19 protein-coding genes are annotated in these 15,920 nt (G+C 61.6%); 12 read left to right on the top strand and 7 right to left on the bottom strand.

Annotated features, from left to right (window positions below):
- Nucleotides 1–110 precede the first annotated feature (110 nt).
- The gene (gene recA, locus JAB1_RS21545; protein WP_034788660.1) at nucleotides 111–1,214 is read left to right on the top strand and encodes a recombinase RecA; all 1,104 of its coding nucleotides are present in this window, start codon (nucleotides 111–113) and stop codon (nucleotides 1,212–1,214) included.
- 227 nt (nucleotides 1,215–1,441) lie between these two features.
- Nucleotides 1,442–1,897: a recombination regulator RecX gene (gene recX / locus JAB1_RS21540; protein WP_070254658.1), complete on the top strand. Its 456-nt coding sequence runs from the start codon at nucleotides 1,442–1,444 to the stop codon at nucleotides 1,895–1,897.
- An 83-nt stretch (nucleotides 1,898–1,980) separates the two neighbouring features.
- On the opposite strand, the gene JAB1_RS29670 is transcribed toward recX, so the two are convergent.
- The gene (locus JAB1_RS29670) at nucleotides 1,981–2,190 is read right to left on the bottom strand and encodes a hypothetical protein (RefSeq protein WP_139144628.1); all 210 of its coding nucleotides are present in this window, start codon (nucleotides 2,188–2,190) and stop codon (nucleotides 1,981–1,983) included.
- 198 nt (nucleotides 2,191–2,388) lie between these two features.
- Here JAB1_RS29670 and JAB1_RS21535 point away from each other — a divergent pair, with 198 nt between their 5' ends.
- The 4 genes from JAB1_RS21535 (at nucleotide 2,389) to JAB1_RS21520 (ending at nucleotide 5,765) form a co-directional block, all read left to right on the top strand.
- On the top strand, nucleotides 2,389–2,949 hold the full coding sequence (locus tag JAB1_RS21535; protein WP_034788654.1) for a DUF2889 domain-containing protein: 561 nt from the start codon (nucleotides 2,389–2,391) through the stop codon (nucleotides 2,947–2,949).
- 72 nt (nucleotides 2,950–3,021) lie between these two features.
- Nucleotides 3,022–4,191, top strand: coding sequence for an ADP-forming succinate--CoA ligase subunit beta (sucC, locus tag JAB1_RS21530; RefSeq protein WP_034788653.1), 1,170 nt, complete (start codon nucleotides 3,022–3,024; stop codon nucleotides 4,189–4,191).
- A 13-nt stretch (nucleotides 4,192–4,204) separates the two neighbouring features.
- On the top strand, nucleotides 4,205–5,086 hold the full coding sequence (gene sucD, locus JAB1_RS21525) for a succinate--CoA ligase subunit alpha (protein WP_034746085.1): 882 nt from the start codon (nucleotides 4,205–4,207) through the stop codon (nucleotides 5,084–5,086).
- Nucleotides 5,087–5,300: 214 nt separating this feature from the next.
- Nucleotides 5,301–5,765, top strand: a complete 465-nt coding sequence (locus JAB1_RS21520; RefSeq protein ID WP_083299881.1) for a pilin — start codon at nucleotides 5,301–5,303, stop codon at nucleotides 5,763–5,765.
- A gap of 21 nt (nucleotides 5,766–5,786) precedes the next feature.
- Here the strand turns inward: JAB1_RS21520 and JAB1_RS21515 are convergent, their stop codons facing one another.
- Nucleotides 5,787–6,509, bottom strand: a complete 723-nt coding sequence (locus JAB1_RS21515; RefSeq protein ID WP_070281685.1) for a flagellar brake protein — start codon at nucleotides 6,507–6,509, stop codon at nucleotides 5,787–5,789.
- 163 nt (nucleotides 6,510–6,672) lie between these two features.
- Between JAB1_RS21515 and JAB1_RS21510 the strand changes: the two genes are divergently transcribed.
- Nucleotides 6,673–7,053: a DUF6713 family protein gene (locus JAB1_RS21510; protein WP_070281684.1), complete on the top strand. Its 381-nt coding sequence runs from the start codon at nucleotides 6,673–6,675 to the stop codon at nucleotides 7,051–7,053.
- Here JAB1_RS21510 and moaC read toward each other — a convergent pair whose 3' ends face one another.
- Complete coding sequence (gene moaC / locus JAB1_RS21505) at nucleotides 7,054–7,560, bottom strand: cyclic pyranopterin monophosphate synthase MoaC (protein ID WP_070281683.1); 507 nt, start codon at nucleotides 7,558–7,560, stop codon at nucleotides 7,054–7,056. It abuts the gene before it with no gap.
- A gap of 277 nt (nucleotides 7,561–7,837) precedes the next feature.
- Between moaC and JAB1_RS21500 the strand changes: the two genes are divergently transcribed.
- Nucleotides 7,838–9,346 carry a M48 family metalloprotease gene (locus JAB1_RS21500; protein WP_254672206.1) on the top strand — a complete coding sequence of 503 codons (1,509 nt, stop codon included), beginning with the start codon at nucleotides 7,838–7,840 and terminating at the stop codon, nucleotides 9,344–9,346.
- A 3-nt stretch (nucleotides 9,347–9,349) separates the two neighbouring features.
- On the opposite strand, the gene JAB1_RS21495 is transcribed toward JAB1_RS21500, so the two are convergent.
- The 4 genes from JAB1_RS21495 to JAB1_RS21480 all read right to left on the bottom strand — a co-directional run bounded on the left by JAB1_RS21495 (nucleotide 9,350) and on the right by JAB1_RS21480 (nucleotide 11,664).
- Nucleotides 9,350–9,940 (bottom strand): DUF2946 family protein, encoded by a 591-nt coding sequence (locus JAB1_RS21495; protein WP_070281681.1) that lies wholly within the window; start codon nucleotides 9,938–9,940, stop codon nucleotides 9,350–9,352.
- Nucleotides 9,933–10,970: an alpha/beta fold hydrolase gene (locus JAB1_RS21490; protein ID WP_070281680.1), complete on the bottom strand. Its 1,038-nt coding sequence runs from the start codon at nucleotides 10,968–10,970 to the stop codon at nucleotides 9,933–9,935. Before JAB1_RS21490 ends, JAB1_RS21495 begins: the two co-directional genes overlap by 8 nt.
- Nucleotides 10,970–11,395: a nuclear transport factor 2 family protein gene (locus JAB1_RS21485; RefSeq protein WP_034746103.1), complete on the bottom strand. Its 426-nt coding sequence runs from the start codon at nucleotides 11,393–11,395 to the stop codon at nucleotides 10,970–10,972. The genes JAB1_RS21490 and JAB1_RS21485 overlap by 1 nt, the downstream gene beginning before the upstream one ends.
- Before the next feature lie 74 nt (nucleotides 11,396–11,469).
- Nucleotides 11,470–11,664, bottom strand: coding sequence for a zinc-finger domain-containing protein (locus tag JAB1_RS21480; protein ID WP_034780619.1), 195 nt, complete (start codon nucleotides 11,662–11,664; stop codon nucleotides 11,470–11,472).
- A 258-nt stretch (nucleotides 11,665–11,922) separates the two neighbouring features.
- On the opposite strand from JAB1_RS21480, the gene JAB1_RS21475 reads away from it, so the two are divergent.
- The 4 genes from JAB1_RS21475 to pyk all read left to right on the top strand — a co-directional run bounded on the left by JAB1_RS21475 (nucleotide 11,923) and on the right by pyk (nucleotide 15,850).
- Entirely contained in the window at nucleotides 11,923–12,657 is a 735-nt protein-coding gene (locus JAB1_RS21475; protein ID WP_034780616.1) for an AzlC family ABC transporter permease, read from the top strand.
- The gene (locus tag JAB1_RS21470; protein ID WP_034780613.1) at nucleotides 12,650–13,000 is read left to right on the top strand and encodes an AzlD domain-containing protein; all 351 of its coding nucleotides are present in this window, start codon (nucleotides 12,650–12,652) and stop codon (nucleotides 12,998–13,000) included. Before JAB1_RS21475 ends, JAB1_RS21470 begins: the two co-directional genes overlap by 8 nt.
- Nucleotides 13,001–13,077: 77 nt before the next feature.
- Nucleotides 13,078–14,289, top strand: a complete 1,212-nt coding sequence (locus JAB1_RS21465) for a phosphoglycerate kinase (protein ID WP_070281679.1) — start codon at nucleotides 13,078–13,080, stop codon at nucleotides 14,287–14,289.
- 112 nt (nucleotides 14,290–14,401) lie between these two features.
- Nucleotides 14,402–15,850 (top strand): pyruvate kinase, encoded by a 1,449-nt coding sequence (gene pyk, locus JAB1_RS21460; RefSeq protein ID WP_034780607.1) that lies wholly within the window; start codon nucleotides 14,402–14,404, stop codon nucleotides 15,848–15,850.
- Nucleotides 15,851–15,920: the final 70 nt, after the last annotated feature.

The following is a 15,920-nucleotide window of genomic DNA, read 5'->3' as shown; positions in this document are numbered from 1 at the left end:
TCACTGTTTTTTTATACAGTACTGTCTGTGTAAAGAATTTAACCCACTGGCGCTATCGCAGGCTGCGGGATTCACGTGAATCCGCAACTGTAGAACGGCTGAAAGAACATATGGACGATAAAAAAGCTGTAGTACCCGCATCGGAAAAAGCCAAGGCGCTCGCCGCCGCACTGGCGCAGATCGAGAAGCAGTTTGGCAAAGGTTCGGTCATGCGCATGGATGCCAGCGCAGCGATCGAAGAAGTGCAAGTCGTGTCGACCGGTTCGCTCGGCCTCGATATCGCGCTGGGCGTGGGCGGTTTGCCGCGTGGCCGCGTGGTGGAAATCTACGGTCCGGAATCGTCGGGTAAAACCACCCTGACCCTGCAAACCATCGCTGAGATGCAAAAACTGGGCGGCACCTGCGCCTTTATCGATGCCGAGCACGCGCTGGATGTCGGTTACGCGCAAAAGCTGGGCGTGAACCTGCATGAATTGCTGATCTCGCAACCGGATACGGGCGAGCAGGCACTGGAAATCTGCGACGCCCTCGTGCGTTCGGGCAGCGTCGACCTCGTCGTCATCGACTCCGTGGCCGCACTGACGCCACGCGCCGAGATCGAAGGCGACATGGGCGATTCCCTGCCAGGCTTGCAAGCGCGCCTGATGTCGCAAGCCCTGCGCAAGCTGACCGGTTCCATCAACCGCACGAATACCCTGGTCATTTTCATCAACCAGATCCGCATGAAGATCGGCGTGATGTTCGGCAGCCCGGAAACGACCACCGGCGGCAATGCGCTGAAATTCTACGCCTCCGTGCGCCTGGATATCCGCCGCACCGGCTCGATCAAGTCCGGCGATGAAGTGATCGGCAACGAAACCAAGGTCAAGGTCGTCAAGAACAAGATCGCGCCACCGTTCAAGGAAGCGCACTTCGACATCCTGTACGGCGCCGGCACCTCGCGCGAAGGCGAAATCCTGGACCTGGGCTCGGATGCCAAGATCGTGGAAAAATCCGGTTCGTGGTACAGCTACAACGGCGAACGCATCGGCCAGGGCAAGGACAACGCCCGTGCCTTCCTGCAAGAGCGTCCGGCGCTGGCCCGCGAAATCGAAAACAAGGTCCGTGCTTCGCTGGGCGTGCGCGAACTGCCGCCGCTGGCCGCTGAAAAGCCGGAAAAAGCGGATAAAGCCGCCGACAAGGCCGCCAAGGCTGCGGAAGCCAAGGCAGAGTAGGTCGGATTAGCGCGGCAAAGCCGCGCGTAATCCGACAACACCACAGACGTCAACAATGTTGTCGGAGCAGACGCCAACAATGTTGTCGGATTACGGCCCAAGGGGCCTAATCCGACCTACGCGCGGCTCGCCGCATAGTATGACCACGATCGCCGTCCCGCGCTGTTGCGCCGGGCGGCGATTGTGTTTGGATGGCTTGATTGTGGAATGAAAGACAAGGTGGGTGTATGGCCGCAGTACAACTAAGCCTGAAAGGCAGGGCGCTACGCTTTCTGTCGATGCGCGAACATAGTCGCATGGAATTGCGGCGCAAGCTGCAGCGCCATGCGCAGGAGGGCGATGATGTGGAAGCCTTGCTCGACAGCCTGGAGCAAGCGAACTGGCTGTCGCAGGAGCGTTTTTCCGAGTCGCTGATCCACCGCCGCTCGGCCCGTTTCGGCAATAGCCGCATCATGGCGGAATTGCAAAGCCACGGCATCGGGGGCGAGGCCTTGCAGGAACTCAAGGCGGGCCTGGCCGAAGGGGAGGTTGCGCGCGCCTGCGAGGTGTGGCGCCGCAAATTTGGCGAGGTGGCGCAGGATGCCGAGCAGCGCAACAAGCAGATGCGCTTCCTGATGCAGCGCGGTTTTTCCCAGCGTGCCGTGCAGGTGGCCTTGAAGGGACTGGAGCCCGAGGACGACTAGGTGCGCGCCGCTGACCGTCCAGCTGGCCCTGGTCTCGCTGTGTTCCATCTGCAACAGTTCAGGGCTGCCCTGTACCTTGCTTGTCAGGCAAGCTCGCTCCAGATCATTGTTTTACTGGTAAGTTCACTTTCCTTGCCATCCGCCTGGCAATCGGATGGCATATTGTTGCGCTGCATGGGGCCGGGCTTGGCCGCGCTGCTGTCGGCTGGGCCGGCGCGGCAATCTGAGGTATTTCGCGGCATCCATCGGCCATATCTATCATCACCATCCGTGATAACGGTGTGAATTTCCATGTGTATTCTTTATGCTTTGAAATGTTTTTATCGAAGCAATGAAAAATTATGTTGCGGCGCAACCAGCGCCCAGTGTGCTACACTTTTAGGGTTTTTGCGGCGCCGCAGGTGCGGTTGCTGTTCGTAGAAGCTGCGAACAGAGTGCTTTAGGCACATGGCTGCTTACTAAATTATGGCCGCGCAAGCGGCATCGGTCTTATGCCCCTGTCAACTCCCGTATCCCGGCGCGCCCTACGGCACTCCCGTGTTATCGACGTCCAAGCGTATGTGCGCGACGACGGCCTGTGGGATATTGACGCCCATATCACCGATATCAAAAGCTATGACGCGACCCTGGCCTCCGGCCCCCGTCCCGCCGGCGCCCCTCTGCATGACCTCCATTTACGCATTACCGTCGATCGCGAACTGAACATTGTCGAGGCCGAGGCTGCCTCCGATGCCGTACCCTATCCCGGTTTTTGCGATACCATCGGCCCCGCTTACAGGGCGCTGATCGGTCTGAATTTATTGAAGAATTTCCGCCGCGACTTGAAACAGCGCCTGGCGGGAATCGCCGGCTGTACCCATTTGACCGAACTGGCGCAAGTCTTGCCGACTGCGACGGTTCAGGCATTTGCCGGCGATGTCTGGTCGACCCGCGACGGTGCGAATGCTGACTTATCGCATGAAAAGCCGTTTCAACTCGACAAATGCCACGCCCTGCGCACGGATGGCGGGGCAGTTGCACAGTATTACCCGCGCTGGGTAGCCAAGCCGTGACCCCGGCGCTTTCCTGTTTTTTTTGCACCACTAACCGTATTTTTACACATCAGTATCAGAAGGGAAGCCAGCATGAAAATCCATGAGTATCAAGCCAAAGAAATCCTCCGGCAATTCGGAGTGACGGTACCACGCGGTATTCCGTGCATGTCCGTCGAAGAAGCCGTCAAGGCTGCGGAAACCCTGGGCGGCCCGGTGTGGGTTGTCAAGGCGCAGATCCACGCAGGTGGCCGCGGCAAGGGCGGCGGCGTGAAAGTGGCAAAATCGATGGAACAGGTCAAGGAATACGCTGACCAGATCATGGGCATGCAGCTGATCACGCATCAGACCAGCGCCGAAGGCCAGAAAGTCAACCGCCTGCTGGTGGAAGAAGGCGCCGACATCAAACAGGAACTGTACGTTTCGCTGGTCACCGACCGCGTTACCCAGAAAATCGTCCTGATGGCATCGTCCGAAGGCGGCATGGACATCGAAGAAGTGGCCGAGAGCCACCCAGAGAAGATCCACCACGTCACCATCGAGCCGAGCGTTGGCCTGACCGATGCCCAGGCAGACGACATCGCGACCAAAATCGGCGTGCCTGCCGGTTCCATCGTCGACGCCCGCGTCAACCTGCAAGGCCTGTACAAGGCATACTGGGAAACCGATTGCTCGCTGGCCGAAATCAATCCGCTGATCGTCACCGGCAGCGGCAAGGTCATCGCCCTGGACGCCAAGTTCAACTTTGACCCGAACGCCCTGTTCCGTCATCCGGAAATCATCGCCCTGCGCGATCTGGACGAAGAAGATCCAGCTGAAATCGAAGCGTCGAAATTCGACCTGGCCTACATCTCGCTCGACGGCAACATCGGTTGCCTGGTGAACGGCGCCGGCCTGGCCATGGCCACCATGGACACGATCAAACTGTTCGGCGGCGAGCCAGCCAACTTCCTGGACGTCGGCGGCGGCGCCACGGCAGAAAAAGTGACCGAAGCGTTCAAGATCATGCTGAAAAACCCAGGCCTGAAAGCTATCCTGGTGAACATTTTCGGCGGCATCATGCGTTGCGACGTGATCGCTGAAGGCGTTATCGCCGCAGTGAAAGCCGTCTCGCTGAACGTACCGCTGGTCGTGCGCATGAAGGGCACCAACGAAGACCTGGGCAAAAAGATGCTGGCCGATTCCGGTCTGCCTATCATCGCAGCCGACACCATGGAAGATGCAGCCAAGAGCGTCGTTGCCGCTGCTGCCGGTCAAGCTTAATTAAGGAATCAACATGTCCATTCTGATCAATAAAGATACCAAAGTCGTTACCCAAGGGATCACCGGCAAGACCGGCCAGTTCCACACCCGCGGTTGCCGCGACTACGCGAACGGCAAAGCTGCCTTCGTGGCAGGCGTGAACCCGAAGAAAGCCGGCGAAGATTTCGAAGGCATTCCTATTTTCGCTAACGTTACCGAAGCGAAAAAAGAAACCGGCGCCAACGTTTCCGTCATCTACGTACCGCCAGCAGGCGCGGCAGCGGCGATCTGGGAAGCTGTCGAAGCTGAAATGGATCTGGCCATTTGCATCACCGAAGGCATTCCTGTCCGCGACATGATGGCTTTGAAAGACCGCATGGCCAAAGCCAACAGCAAAACCTTGCTGCTGGGCCCTAACTGCCCAGGCTTGATCACGCCAGACGAAATCAAGATCGGCATCATGCCAGGTCACATCCACAAGAAGGGCCGTATCGGCGTGGTGTCGCGTTCGGGCACCCTGACCTATGAAGCAGTGGGTCAGCTGACCGCACTGGGCCTGGGCCAATCGTCGGCAGTCGGCATCGGCGGCGACCCGATCAACGGTCTGAAGCACATCGACATCATGAAGATGTTCAATGATGATCCAGATACCGACGCGGTCATCATGATCGGCGAAATCGGCGGTCCGGACGAAGCCAACGCGGCTTATTGGATCAAAGACAACATGAAAAAACCGGTCGTCGGCTTCATCGCTGGCGTAACCGCTCCTCCAGGCAAGCGCATGGGCCACGCCGGCGCGCTGATCTCGGGCGGTGCCGATACGGCACAAGCCAAGCTGGAAATCATGGAAGCTTGCGGCATCACCGTGACCAAAAACCCGTCGGAAATGGCGCGTCTGCTGAAAGCCATGCTGTAATTCCAGCCCGGCCACCGCAGTACAAAAAAGGAGCTTCGGCTCCTTTTTTTTTGTCCGCAAGACAGGCCGCATCCCGGCCCGGGACGACGTCGCTGGTCCGAATCGGCCCAAATGCGTCGCTTTTCTTTCCACGTGCGCCGCCGCTGCCCGGGCGCGCCGCTGGCATGGCGCTTGCACCATGCACGGCGTGAGCAATGCACAATGGGAGGATACGATGCGCGCGCAAAGCGGATTTACCCTGATAGAGCTGATGATCGTGGTGGCCATCGCCGGCATCCTGGCGGCCGTGGCCATTCCCCAATATGGCGACTACACGATGCGGGCCAAGGTCAGCAATGTGCTGGCGGCCGCTGCCCCCTTGAAAACGGCCGTGGCCCTGTGCGTGCAGGAAAACGGCGGGCTGGCCACCGCCTGCAGCACCCCCACCCAGGCCGTGCCCAGCGCCATCCCCGTGTTCAGCGCCACGCGCGAAGTGGCCAGCGCCACAGTGGACAAGGGCGATATCGTGCTGACCCTGGCGTCCGACCTGGGCACGGGTATCGGTGGACAAACCGTGACGATGACCATGAAGCCGGGCACGAGCAGCCTGACCTGGTTCAATAGCACCACCGTGACGAATGCGGCAGCGAAGGAAGCGATTACCAAAAACAACATTCCCGAGGTGACGCCGACGCTGTAAGTGGCGCCTGCCGCGCCAGCGTCAGACGATTTTTTGCCGGTCCGCAATCAGCGCTTCATAGGTGAGGTTTTGCAGCAGGGTGTAGTGGGTCGGTTCCAGGTCGATGAATTGCACGCCATACGTATAGATTTCCGCCACGCCGGCGGCATGGCCATTCGACGGCTTGCCCACGCTGACGTTCTGGATGCGGGCGCGCGTGTTGACGCGCATCTGGTGCTTGTTCGGCTGCACCAGCAGGGTAAAGCTCAGTGCCACGCCCTCGTCATCGGGCGTGAGCATGCTGGGCGCCTCGATCAGCGCGCCCGAGACGCTGAGGTTGACGATGAACACGGGCACGGCCGCCACGTCGCGATAGCTGAGCTGCGCCGGAATTTCCACTTTCACGCGCATGGCCGTGCGCAGGCTGGTGCCCTGGATGGCGTCGGGAAAACTCAGGTGGACGTAATTGAGGGGGCGGCCAAAGATGCGCAGCACGCTGCAGGAAAACGAACAGACGGTGACGCCGGAAAATACGCGGATGGTCAGCTTGTCGCCCTCGTTGAGGACGATGGACGCGCCGTTTTCCATGGGAATCTTGACGATCAGGTACTCGTCTTTCACATAGCCGATCACGGTCGAGAAATGCTGGATGGGTTTGATGGTGCGGTGCGTGATGAACTGGATGCGTCCCCCCACCTGCAGATTCATGGCCTCGAATTCGAAGTCCTGGAGCTTGGTTTCTGCGGTGGGTTTGTTGCTTGTCATGCGATGCTCATCTGGATATGGACGACTCGCAGTATGCATGATTTCTTGATGAAAAAGCATTTATATCAATGAAATTCATATTGGCATCGAAAAATGCCATGCGCAGGTGCAGGTGCGCGGTTCAGGCTTTACAATTGCGTCAATATTGACGAACGTAAACCTTATGCAACGCAGCTACTTCTGGACCATGTTGTTCCTGATCTTGCATCAAATCGACGCGGCCTACTGGAAAGAGTGGGAGATGTTTCATGTGCCGGGCGGCGTGCAGGGTTTCCTGGTGTTTAACCTGGCGGCGATTGCCCTGGTGCTGGCCGGTTACCGGCATGTGTTGCTGAACACCAGACACGCGTCCCGCTATGCGGCAGTATGCGCCGCGCTGGGAGTGGGAACGTGTCTGATCCATGCCGGCTTTGCGCTGGCGGGGATGGAACAGTTCCACTTGCCCCTGTCCGTGGCCGTCATCGCGCTATGCCTAGCGTGTGCCGTGTGGCTGCTGCGCGACCTGCGCCGCGTCAAGCTCCATCTTGCGCGCCAGGCAGCGTGATTACACCTCGGCGTGCCAGTCGCCCGACTTGCCGCCATGCTTTTCCAGCACGCGCACATTCGTCATGACCATGCCCCGGTCGACGGCCTTGCACATGTCGTAGATCGTCAATAAACCGATCTGCACGGAAGTGAGCGCTTCCATTTCCACGCCCGTCTTGCCCGTCGTGTCGACTTGGGCGCGGCAGTGCACGCTGTTGGCCGCTTCGTCCACTTCAAAATCGACGGTGACGCGCGTCAGGGCCAGCGGGTGGCACAGGGGAATCAGGTCGCTGGTGCGCTTGGCGCCCATGATGGCGGCGATGCGGGCGATGCCCAGCACGTCGCCTTTCTTGGCGGTGCCGGAAATAATCAATGCCAGGGTGGCGGGCTGCATGCGGATGGTACCGGCGGCCACGGCGCTGCGGCGCGTGTCTTCCTTGCTGCCCACGTCCACCATATGGGCCTGGCCCGTGGCGTCGAAATGGGTCAGTTCCCCGGCGGGGGCTTGCTTGTCTGCTGTTGTCATGGCGTCAAAATAGGTGAGGGGTGGGGGCGCGGCACGCCGGACCACGACTTCATGCCACTGGCATGGCGCATGCTTGGTGCGTGGGAATGGGTGCCGCGAACAAGGTATGATAGCACCCGTGAATTCAAAAACTTCCCTTCCGATCGTCCTTGAAAACGCCGCTGCGGCATGGCTGCGCGGCTCACGGCGCGCATCGGTGCTGGCCATCCTCTGCTGCGCTGCGCCCTGTACGCTGGCGCAAACCTATACCTCCGCGCCAGCGGCGCCGGCTGCCAGCGTGTCCGCCAAGCCGGCCAGCAGCTGGACGCCGCTGGCCGTGCCGCCGGCGCCGAACTTGCCGAATCTGGGCGACACGTCGCGCGAAGACCTGTCGCCGGCGATGGAGCGCAAGATCGGCGAGGAAATCATGCGGGGCATCCGCGGCGACCGCGACTACCTCGACGACGCGCCCTTGCTGGAATACCTGAATACCTTCGGCAACGCGCTCGTGGCGGCGCGCCCCAGCGTGCGCGGCGAAACGAATTACGACTATTTCTTCTTTGCCGTGCGCGACCCTCAGCTGAACGCGTTTGCCTTGCCGGGCGGCTTCATCGGCGTGCACTCGGCCCTGGTGCTGGCGGCGCAAACGGAGGCGGAACTGGCGTCCGTGCTGTCGCACGAGATCGGCCATGTGGCGCAGCGCCATATCGCGCGCATGCTGGGCCAGCAGCGCCAGGATGCCCTGATGCCGCTGGCGGCCATGTTGCTGGCGGCGCTCGCTTCACGGGCAGGCGGCGACGTGGCGATGGGCGTGTTTGCCGCCGGCCAGGGCCTGGCCATCCAGCGCCAGCTCAATTTTGGCCGCGACGCCGAACGCGAGGCGGACCGCATCGGCTTCCAGATCATGGGCGAGGCCGGTTTCGATACCACCGGCATGGTGGCCTTCTTCGGCCGCATGCAGGCGGCCAGCCGTTCGTACAGCGACCTGATGCCCGCCTACCTGCAGACCCACCCGCTGACGACGGAGCGCATCGCCGACATCCAGGCGCGCATCCGCGAGCAGCCCTACAAGCAACGCGCGGACAGCCTGAGTTTTCACCTGGCCCGGGCCCGCGCCCGCGTGCTGCAGGATGAAAGCGTGCAAGGCCTGTTGAACGCCAAGGCCGTCTTCAAGACGCAGCTGGAACAGCAAAGCCGCTTCCAGGTGACGGCCGCCCACTATGGCTTGTCCTTTGTTGCCGTCAAGCAGGGCAAGCCGGCGGAGGCGCAAAAGGAACTCGATGCGGCCAATGCCGCCCTGCACCAGCCGGCCGGGCCGAACGTGTTTACCTCGGGCGGCACGCAGGATCCCAATTCCCTGCTGGCGGCGATGGCGCTGGAAGTGCTGTTGATGCCGGCGCAAAAGAAGGAAGTGGCGCAACAGGCCCTGAAGGCGGCGGACGCTGCGCGCCAGCAGTTCCCCCTCTCGCGCGGCATTGCCCACCAGTATGCGGAAGCGCTGATGGCTGCCGGCAAGCTGGAGCAATCCACCCTGTATCTGCGCGAGCAGGTGCAGCTCTACAAGGAAGAGCCGGAACTCTACGATTTATTGGCGAAAGCCTATGCGGACCAGGGCAAGATGACCTTGCAGCACATGGCGCTGGCCGAATCCTACGTGCTGCAGGGCGCCACCATGGCCGCGCTGGACCAGCTGACGATCGCCCGCAAGTCGACGGACGCGACTTTTTATGACCAGGCCGTGATCGATGCGCGCGAGCGGGAATTGCAGGCAAAGCGCCGCGAACAGATCAAGGACCAGAAGGGCTGACTCTTATTCGGCTTGCGGCGCCTGCTGGAAGCCGAAGGTCTGCGGTACGCTGGCATAGGCCAGCGGCTGCACGGCAATCTCCTTGCCGTTATGCAATAACATCAAATTGCCTTGCGCATCTTCCAGCCAGGCCAGCAGCGCTTCGTCGCCCACCGCTTGCCCGTCGAGGCGCAGCGTAGGCAGCACCTGGGCCATGTCGCGGTCATCGACCTGCGCGACGATGTCGCCGTGGCGCAGGATCAGCGCGCCGTTATCGCACCAATACACTTGCTCGATCTGTTCCAGCGGCGCACCCGTCTGCAAGACAAAACCGTGCTGCGGGTCGCTGCGGGCGATATACGGCGTCGCTTCCAGATTCAGATACACGCGCTGCGGGCCGTTCTGGAAAAACCAGCAACCGCGTTCGTCATGATCGTAATTGCGGTTGATAAATCCCAGCAGGGCCACGTGGGCGATCTTGTCGCCTGGCAGTTGTTGCTGTTGCGCATGCTGGTCGCGCATGCGCCAGTGGCCGCGCGCGTCCAGGCCCAGCCATCCGTAGCAGTGGGGCACGTTCGGCCATTTGGCCAGGGCCTGCTTGACGAGTTCATCCATGTGTAGCGTTTTCCGTGTGAGTGCGCGTGCCGTCAGCGTGACAGGTTTGCGGCGCCGATGGCGCCGTGTTGCCGCCTTCAAAAAAATGGATCAGGCGTTGCGGCAGCCAGCGTGTGCTTCCCGGCAACTTGCCAGCGGCAAATCCGACGTGGCCGCCGTGGCGCGGATATTCGAGCGTGACCTGCGGCGCGGCGCTGCGCGGCAAGAAGCGCCCGGGCAGGAAGGGGTCATTTTGCGCATTCAGTACCAGGGTCGGCACGGTGATGTCGTGCAAGACGTGCTTGGCGCTGGCGCGGTGCCAGTAATCGTCGGCGTCGCGGTAGCCGTGCAGGGGCGCCGTGACGACATTGTCGAAGGCGTGCAAGTCGCGCGCGGCCAGCATGGCGTCGCGCGCGAACAGGCCGGGAAACTGTTCCAGCTTAGCCAGGCATTTCGGCTTGAGCGTGTTCAGGAACATGCGCGTGTAGAGCCGGTTGGCGCCGGAGGACAGGGCCTTGCCCCCTTGCGCCAGGTCCAGCGGGGCGGACACGGCCGCCGCCGCATCGATGAAATCGGCCTGGTGCTGCGACTGGCCCAGCCAGCACAGCAGAGCATTGCCGCCCAGCGACACGCCGGCCGCGTAAAATTTTCCCGTGGCGCGCGGGCGCAGCGTGCGCACGACCCAGTCCACTTCCTGCGCGTCGCCCGAATGGTAGAAGCGTGGCGCCAGGTTCGCTTCGCCTGAGCAGCCGCGAAAATGCGGCACGGCGCCCGACCAGCCGCGCGCCGCCACCTCGGCCATCAGAGCGCGCGCGTAATGGCTGTTCGACGAGCCTTCCAGGCCGTGGAACAGCACCACGAAGGGCTGGCCCGGCTGGCCATCGACCAGGTCGACGTCGACGAAGTCGCCATCGGGCGCTTGCCAGCGTTCACGGCGGAAGGCCACGGCCGGCTTGGCGAGGCACACGGCAGGATAAATCGTCTGCGCGTGGCCGCCAGGCAGCCAGAGCGGGGCGGTGTAGGGGGCGTTGTAGATAAGAGGCAAAGACATCAGTGCAGGATCTGCGTCCCCGCGGCGTCGGCCGGTGCGCCGCCGGGGGCGATGGAGGCGTGATGCAGCACGATGCGCCAGCCGCGCGGCGTTTTTACATACACATTCGTGGCCAGCAGATGCGCCGGACCGCCTTCTTCCTGGGTGACGCCTTCGATCACCGTGTGCACTGAACTCATCAGATTGTGCGTTTCATGCAGCTGCGCCGGCACGATGTGCAGGCCGCCGCCGGCCAAAATGGTTTCCCAAGAGGCGCGGATGGCGGCGTGGCCGATCAGGCGCGCGCCGCCCGGGTGGATGCAGACGATCTCTTCATCGTCGGCCCATAGCGCCATCAGCGCTTCGAGGTCGGCGCGGTGCAAGGCATCGTAGAACGCTGCTTCGACTTCGGCGGCGCTGCCATTGAGTTCTTTCAGACGTTTCATGACGACTCCGGCTTGATCGGTACAGCTAGCTGTGTAAATGAAAACGGCGCGCTGGGGGCGCGCCGCTGGGCAGTTTAATGATGGCCGGCGCTGGCGCCTTCCTTCAGAGTGTAGGCCGTGCCGCAGTAAGGGCACTTGGCGATACCGTCCTTGTTGAATTCCAGGAACACACGCGGATGCGACGACCACAGCGGCATGGCCGGGTTAGGGCAGTGGGCTGGCAGGTCTTTACTGTCGAGTTCGACCGCTGGCTGGGTGGTTTTTGTCATCTTGTCATGCTCCGTGAGGCTGTATGGAAGGAAGTCGGCTGCTGCCAAAACCACGATTTTAACGGATTCAGGCAGACAGCAAAAATCATGGCTAAAATGGCGGCTCGATCATCTTCGGCTGCGGCGCGGGTTTTTACGGAAATATGGCAGCTGCAGCGCCACACTGACTGGATTTGCCTTGCCGGTATCGCCGTTGCGGAGTCTTTCTCCGCGCACCATTGTTGTGCAGTTACCACAATACGCCTGCAGGAGCATCGCGTGAACGCCGTCCCGGCCGCCAGCGACGATGCCCTGCTGAAAGACGCCTGGCGCGCCGGGCTGAACCTGGGTGCGCCCACCCTGTTGGGCATCGCCGCCTGGGGCATGGTGGTGGGCGTGGCCATGGTGAAAAGCGGCCTGACTGTCGCGCAGGCGGGGGCCATGACCCTGTTTGTCTTTGCCGGTTCGGCCCAGCTCGCATCCTTGCCGCTGCTGGCCGCGCAGGCGCCCGTGTGGGTGATCTTTGCCACGGCCCTCGTCGTCAATTTGCGTTTTGTCATCTTTTCCGTGCTGCTGGCGCCCCATTTTTCGCATCTGCCGTGGCGCCAGCGCTTTGCGCTCGGCTATGTGGCGGGCGACATCACCGTGGGCCTGTTCCTGCAGCGCTACCCCCATGAAACGCCGGACCCGGCCAAGCTGCCTTTCCTGAAAGGCTTGATCTATCCCAACTGGCTGGCCTGGCAAATCGGTTCCTTCATCGGCATCGTGCTGGGCGCCGTCGTGCCGGCCGAATGGGGGCTGGGCTTTGCCGGCACCCTGGCGATCCTGTGCGTGACGGTGCCGCTGATCCTCAGCCGCGCCGCCCTGTGCGGCGTGCTGGTGGCGGGCACGGTCGCCGTGCTGGCCTTCAGTCTGCCGTATAAGCTGGGCTTGCTGGTGGCCGTGGTGGTGGGCATGGTCAGCGCCATGGCCGTGGAAGAGTTGACGGAAAAATGGACAAAACGCCATGTTTGACGGCATAGACTGGGGCAGGGCCGACGTGTGGATCGCCATCGCCGTGCTGGTAGTGGCGACAGCCGCCACGCGCAGCACCTTTTGGCTGATCGGCCATCACATCACCATTCCGCGCCGCGTGGGCGAGATGCTGCGCTATGCGCCGGCCTGCGCGCTGGCGGCCATCATCGCGCCCGACATGCTGATGGAGGGTCAGCAAGTGCACCTTGAATTGTCCAATTTGAAACTGTTATCCGGTATTGCCGCCACGCTCTTTTTTGTGATCCGCCGCAATATGCTGCAAACCATCGTGTTTGGCATGCTGGTTTTCACGGGCTTGCGACTGTTGCACGTTTTTCAGTAAAGCAGGACAAATCGGGGATTTGCGCTGGGCATTGCGGTAAAATAGCGCACTTCCTTCCACTCGTCATCTGGATCGCCATGTCAGCTGTTCTCAACTTCATTCGTCTGCAAGATTTGATCGCCCAAAATGCACTGCAAGGCAAGCGCGTGTTTATCCGCGCCGACCTGAACGTCCCGCAAGATGACAGTGGCAAGATCACCGAAGATACGCGCATCCGCGCCTCGGTGCCGGCCATCCGCGCCGCGCTGGACGCTGGCGCCGCCGTCATGGTGACGTCGCACCTGGGCCGTCCGACGGAAGGCGAGTTCAAGCCGGCCGACAGCCTGGCGCCCGTGGCCGCCCGCTTGTCCGAGCTGCTGGGCCAGGAAGTTGCATTGAAGCAAAATTGGGTCGACGGTGCCGGCCTGGAATCCCTGGCTGCCGGCCAGGTCGTCCTGCTGGAAAACGTGCGCGTCAACAAGGGCGAAAAGAAAAACAGCGATGAGCTGGCGCAAAAAATGGCGACATTGTGCGATATCTACGTCAACGATGCGTTCGGCACGGCCCACCGCGCGGAAGCGTCCACGCACGGCATCGCCAAGTTCGCGCCCGTCGCTTGCGCCGGCCCGCTGCTGGCCGCCGAGCTGGATGCGTTGGGGAAAGCTTTGCACGCGCCCGCCCGCCCGCTGCTGGCCATTGTTGCTGGTTCGAAAGTATCGAGCAAGCTGACCATCTTGAAAGCCCTGTCCGACAAGGTCGATAACCTGATCGTCGGCGGCGGCATCGCCAACACCTTCATGAAAGCCGTCGGCTTGAACGTCGGCAAGTCGCTGGTGGAAGCGGAACTCGTCGAGGAAGCCAAGGCCATCATCGAGATCATGGCCAAGCGCGGCGCGCAAGTGCCGATTCCTGTCGATGTCGTGTGCGCCAAGGAATTCTCGCCTGTGGCCGTTGCCACCGTCAAGGACGTGGCCGACGTGGCGGACGACGACATGATCCTCGATATCGGCCCGAAAACGGCGGCCCTGCTGGCACAGCAGATCGCCGCCGCCGGCACCATCGTCTGGAACGGCCCGGTCGGCGTGTTCGAATTCGACCAGTTCGGCAACGGCACCAAGACCCTGGCCCTGGCCATTGCCGATTCGAAAGCATTCTCCATCGCTGGCGGTGGCGACACCCTGGCGGCGATTGCCAAATACGACATTACCGATAAAATCAGCTATATCTCGACGGGCGGCGGCGCTTTCCTGGAGTTCCTGGAAGGCAAGACTTTGCCCGCAGTAGAAATTCTCATGCAACGTGCTGGTTGATAAAGCCTGACTGTAGTGCAATACCAAGCGCAGCCTGACCGCTGCGCTTTTACCTTGCCGGATGCAGCATCGAGCCGGCCTTGCTCACCTTCGCTCGCGCACAAGGACTCCTATGCCACGCGGTACAAAAATCGTAGCAACAATCGGCCCTGCCTCCACCGACTTCGATATCCTGGTGAAGATGATACGTGCGGGTGTCGACGTGGTGCGCTTGAATTTTTCCCATGGCAAGGCGCAAGACCATATCGACCGCGCGGCGCTGGTGCGTCTGGCGGCGGCCGAGTGCGGGCGCGAAGTGGCCATCATGGCCGACATGCAAGGGCCGAAGATTCGCGTCGGCAAGTTTGAAAACACGCGCATCCAGCTCGAAGCGGGCGAGCGCTTCATCCTCGACGCCAAGTGGGGCGAAAACGGCGAACTGGGCAACCAGGAGCGCGTCGGCCTCGACTACAAGGCCCTGCCGCGCGATTTGCACAAGGGCGACGTGCTGCTGCTGAACGACGGCCTCATCGTGCTGATCGTCGAGCGCATCCACGGCAGCGAAATCCACACCACCGTCAAGATCGGCGGCGAGTTGTCGAACAACAAGGGCATCAACCGCCAGGGCGGCGGCCTGTCCGCGCCCGCGCTGACGGCCAAGGATATGGAAGATATCAAGACGGCCATGAGTTTCCAGGCCGACTATCTGGCCATTTCCTTCCCGAAATGCGCGACCGACATGGAAATGGCGCGCCAGCTGGCCAATATCGCCGGCGAACCGTACCACCACAAGCCGATGATGATCGCCAAGATCGAGCGCGCGGAAGCCATTCCCGCGCTGCAAGAGATTCTCGATGCGTCCGACGGCATCATGGTGGCGCGGGGCGACCTGGCTGTGGAAGTGGGCAATGCGGCCGTGCCGGCCTTGCAGAAACGCATGATCAAGATGGCGCGCGCGTCGAACAAGCTGGCCATCACGGCCACGCAGATGATGGAATCGATGATCGTCAACGCCGTGCCGACGCGCGCGGAAGTGTCCGACGTGGCCAATGCCGTGCTCGACGGCACGGACGCCGTCATGACGTCGGCCGAGACGGCCTCGGGCAAGTACCCGATCGAGACGGTGGAAATGATGGCCGCCATCTGCGTGGAAGCGGAGCAGTCCGAATACAACAAGCTCGATGCCGATTTCCTCAACGTCACATTTACCCGCATCGACCAGTCGATCGCGTATGGCGCGCTGTTTACGGCCCACCATTTGCGCGTGAAAGCCATCGTGGCGCTGACGGAATCGGGTTCCACCGCCTTGTGGATGAGCCGCCACAGTATCGATACGCCGATCTATGCGCTCACGCCCAGCGTGACGACTTTGCGCAAAGCTGCGCTGTACCGCAATGTTCGGGCGTATCATCTGATGCAGAACGCCCCCAGCGCGCAAGTGCTGAAGCAGGCGGAAGAGCTGCTGGTGGCGCAGGGCATCGTCCGCAAGGGCGACATGATCGTCGTCACCTGGGGTGAGCCGATGGGCCAGGTGGGCGGCACGAATGCCTTGAAGATTGTAACAGTGGGCGAATTTGAATAAGACCCAAGAATTCAGGCGCCGGCGCGGTTATTGACCACCGCGAAGCGCCGCAACGGTTTCTATTGTTATC

Source organism: Janthinobacterium sp. MP5059B (assembly GCF_001758645.1).
In the GTDB taxonomy this organism is placed as follows: Bacteria; Pseudomonadota; Gammaproteobacteria; order Burkholderiales; family Burkholderiaceae_D; genus Janthinobacterium; species Janthinobacterium lividum.
The sequence above is the reverse complement of the archived record's forward strand: the minus strand, read 5'-3'. Positions and strand labels throughout refer to the sequence as shown.

Bases quoted from the DNA above. Each gene is read 5' to 3' on its own strand.
- recA (WP_034788660.1), top strand. From the start codon at position 111: ATGGACGATAAAAAAGCTGTAGTACCCGCATCGGAAAAAGCCAAGGCG.
- JAB1_RS21520 (WP_083299881.1), top strand. From the start codon at position 5,301: ATGCGCGCGCAAAGCGGATTTACCCTGATAGAGCTGATGATCGTGGTG.
- JAB1_RS21535 (WP_034788654.1), top strand. From the start codon at position 2,389: ATGCCCCTGTCAACTCCCGTATCCCGGCGCGCCCTACGGCACTCCCGT.
- JAB1_RS21515 (WP_070281685.1), bottom strand. From the start codon at position 6,509: ATGACAAGCAACAAACCCACCGCAGAAACCAAGCTCCAGGACTTCGAA.
- moaC (WP_070281683.1), bottom strand. From the start codon at position 7,560: ATGACAACAGCAGACAAGCAAGCCCCCGCCGGGGAACTGACCCATTTC.
- sucD (WP_034746085.1), top strand. From the start codon at position 4,205: ATGTCCATTCTGATCAATAAAGATACCAAAGTCGTTACCCAAGGGATC.
- JAB1_RS21510 (WP_070281684.1), top strand. From the start codon at position 6,673: ATGCAACGCAGCTACTTCTGGACCATGTTGTTCCTGATCTTGCATCAA.
- sucC (WP_034788653.1), top strand. From the start codon at position 3,022: ATGAAAATCCATGAGTATCAAGCCAAAGAAATCCTCCGGCAATTCGGA.
- JAB1_RS29670 (WP_139144628.1), bottom strand. From the start codon at position 2,190: ATGGAAATTCACACCGTTATCACGGATGGTGATGATAGATATGGCCGA.
- JAB1_RS21485 (WP_034746103.1), bottom strand. From the start codon at position 11,395: ATGAAACGTCTGAAAGAACTCAATGGCAGCGCCGCCGAAGTCGAAGCA.
- recX (WP_070254658.1), top strand. From the start codon at position 1,442: ATGGCCGCAGTACAACTAAGCCTGAAAGGCAGGGCGCTACGCTTTCTG.
- pyk (WP_034780607.1), top strand. From the start codon at position 14,402: ATGCCACGCGGTACAAAAATCGTAGCAACAATCGGCCCTGCCTCCACC.
- JAB1_RS21480 (WP_034780619.1), bottom strand. From the start codon at position 11,664: ATGACAAAAACCACCCAGCCAGCGGTCGAACTCGACAGTAAAGACCTG.
- JAB1_RS21470 (WP_034780613.1), top strand. From the start codon at position 12,650: ATGTTTGACGGCATAGACTGGGGCAGGGCCGACGTGTGGATCGCCATC.
- JAB1_RS21495 (WP_070281681.1), bottom strand. From the start codon at position 9,940: ATGGATGAACTCGTCAAGCAGGCCCTGGCCAAATGGCCGAACGTGCCC.
- JAB1_RS21490 (WP_070281680.1), bottom strand. From the start codon at position 10,970: ATGTCTTTGCCTCTTATCTACAACGCCCCCTACACCGCCCCGCTCTGG.
- JAB1_RS21465 (WP_070281679.1), top strand. From the start codon at position 13,078: ATGTCAGCTGTTCTCAACTTCATTCGTCTGCAAGATTTGATCGCCCAA.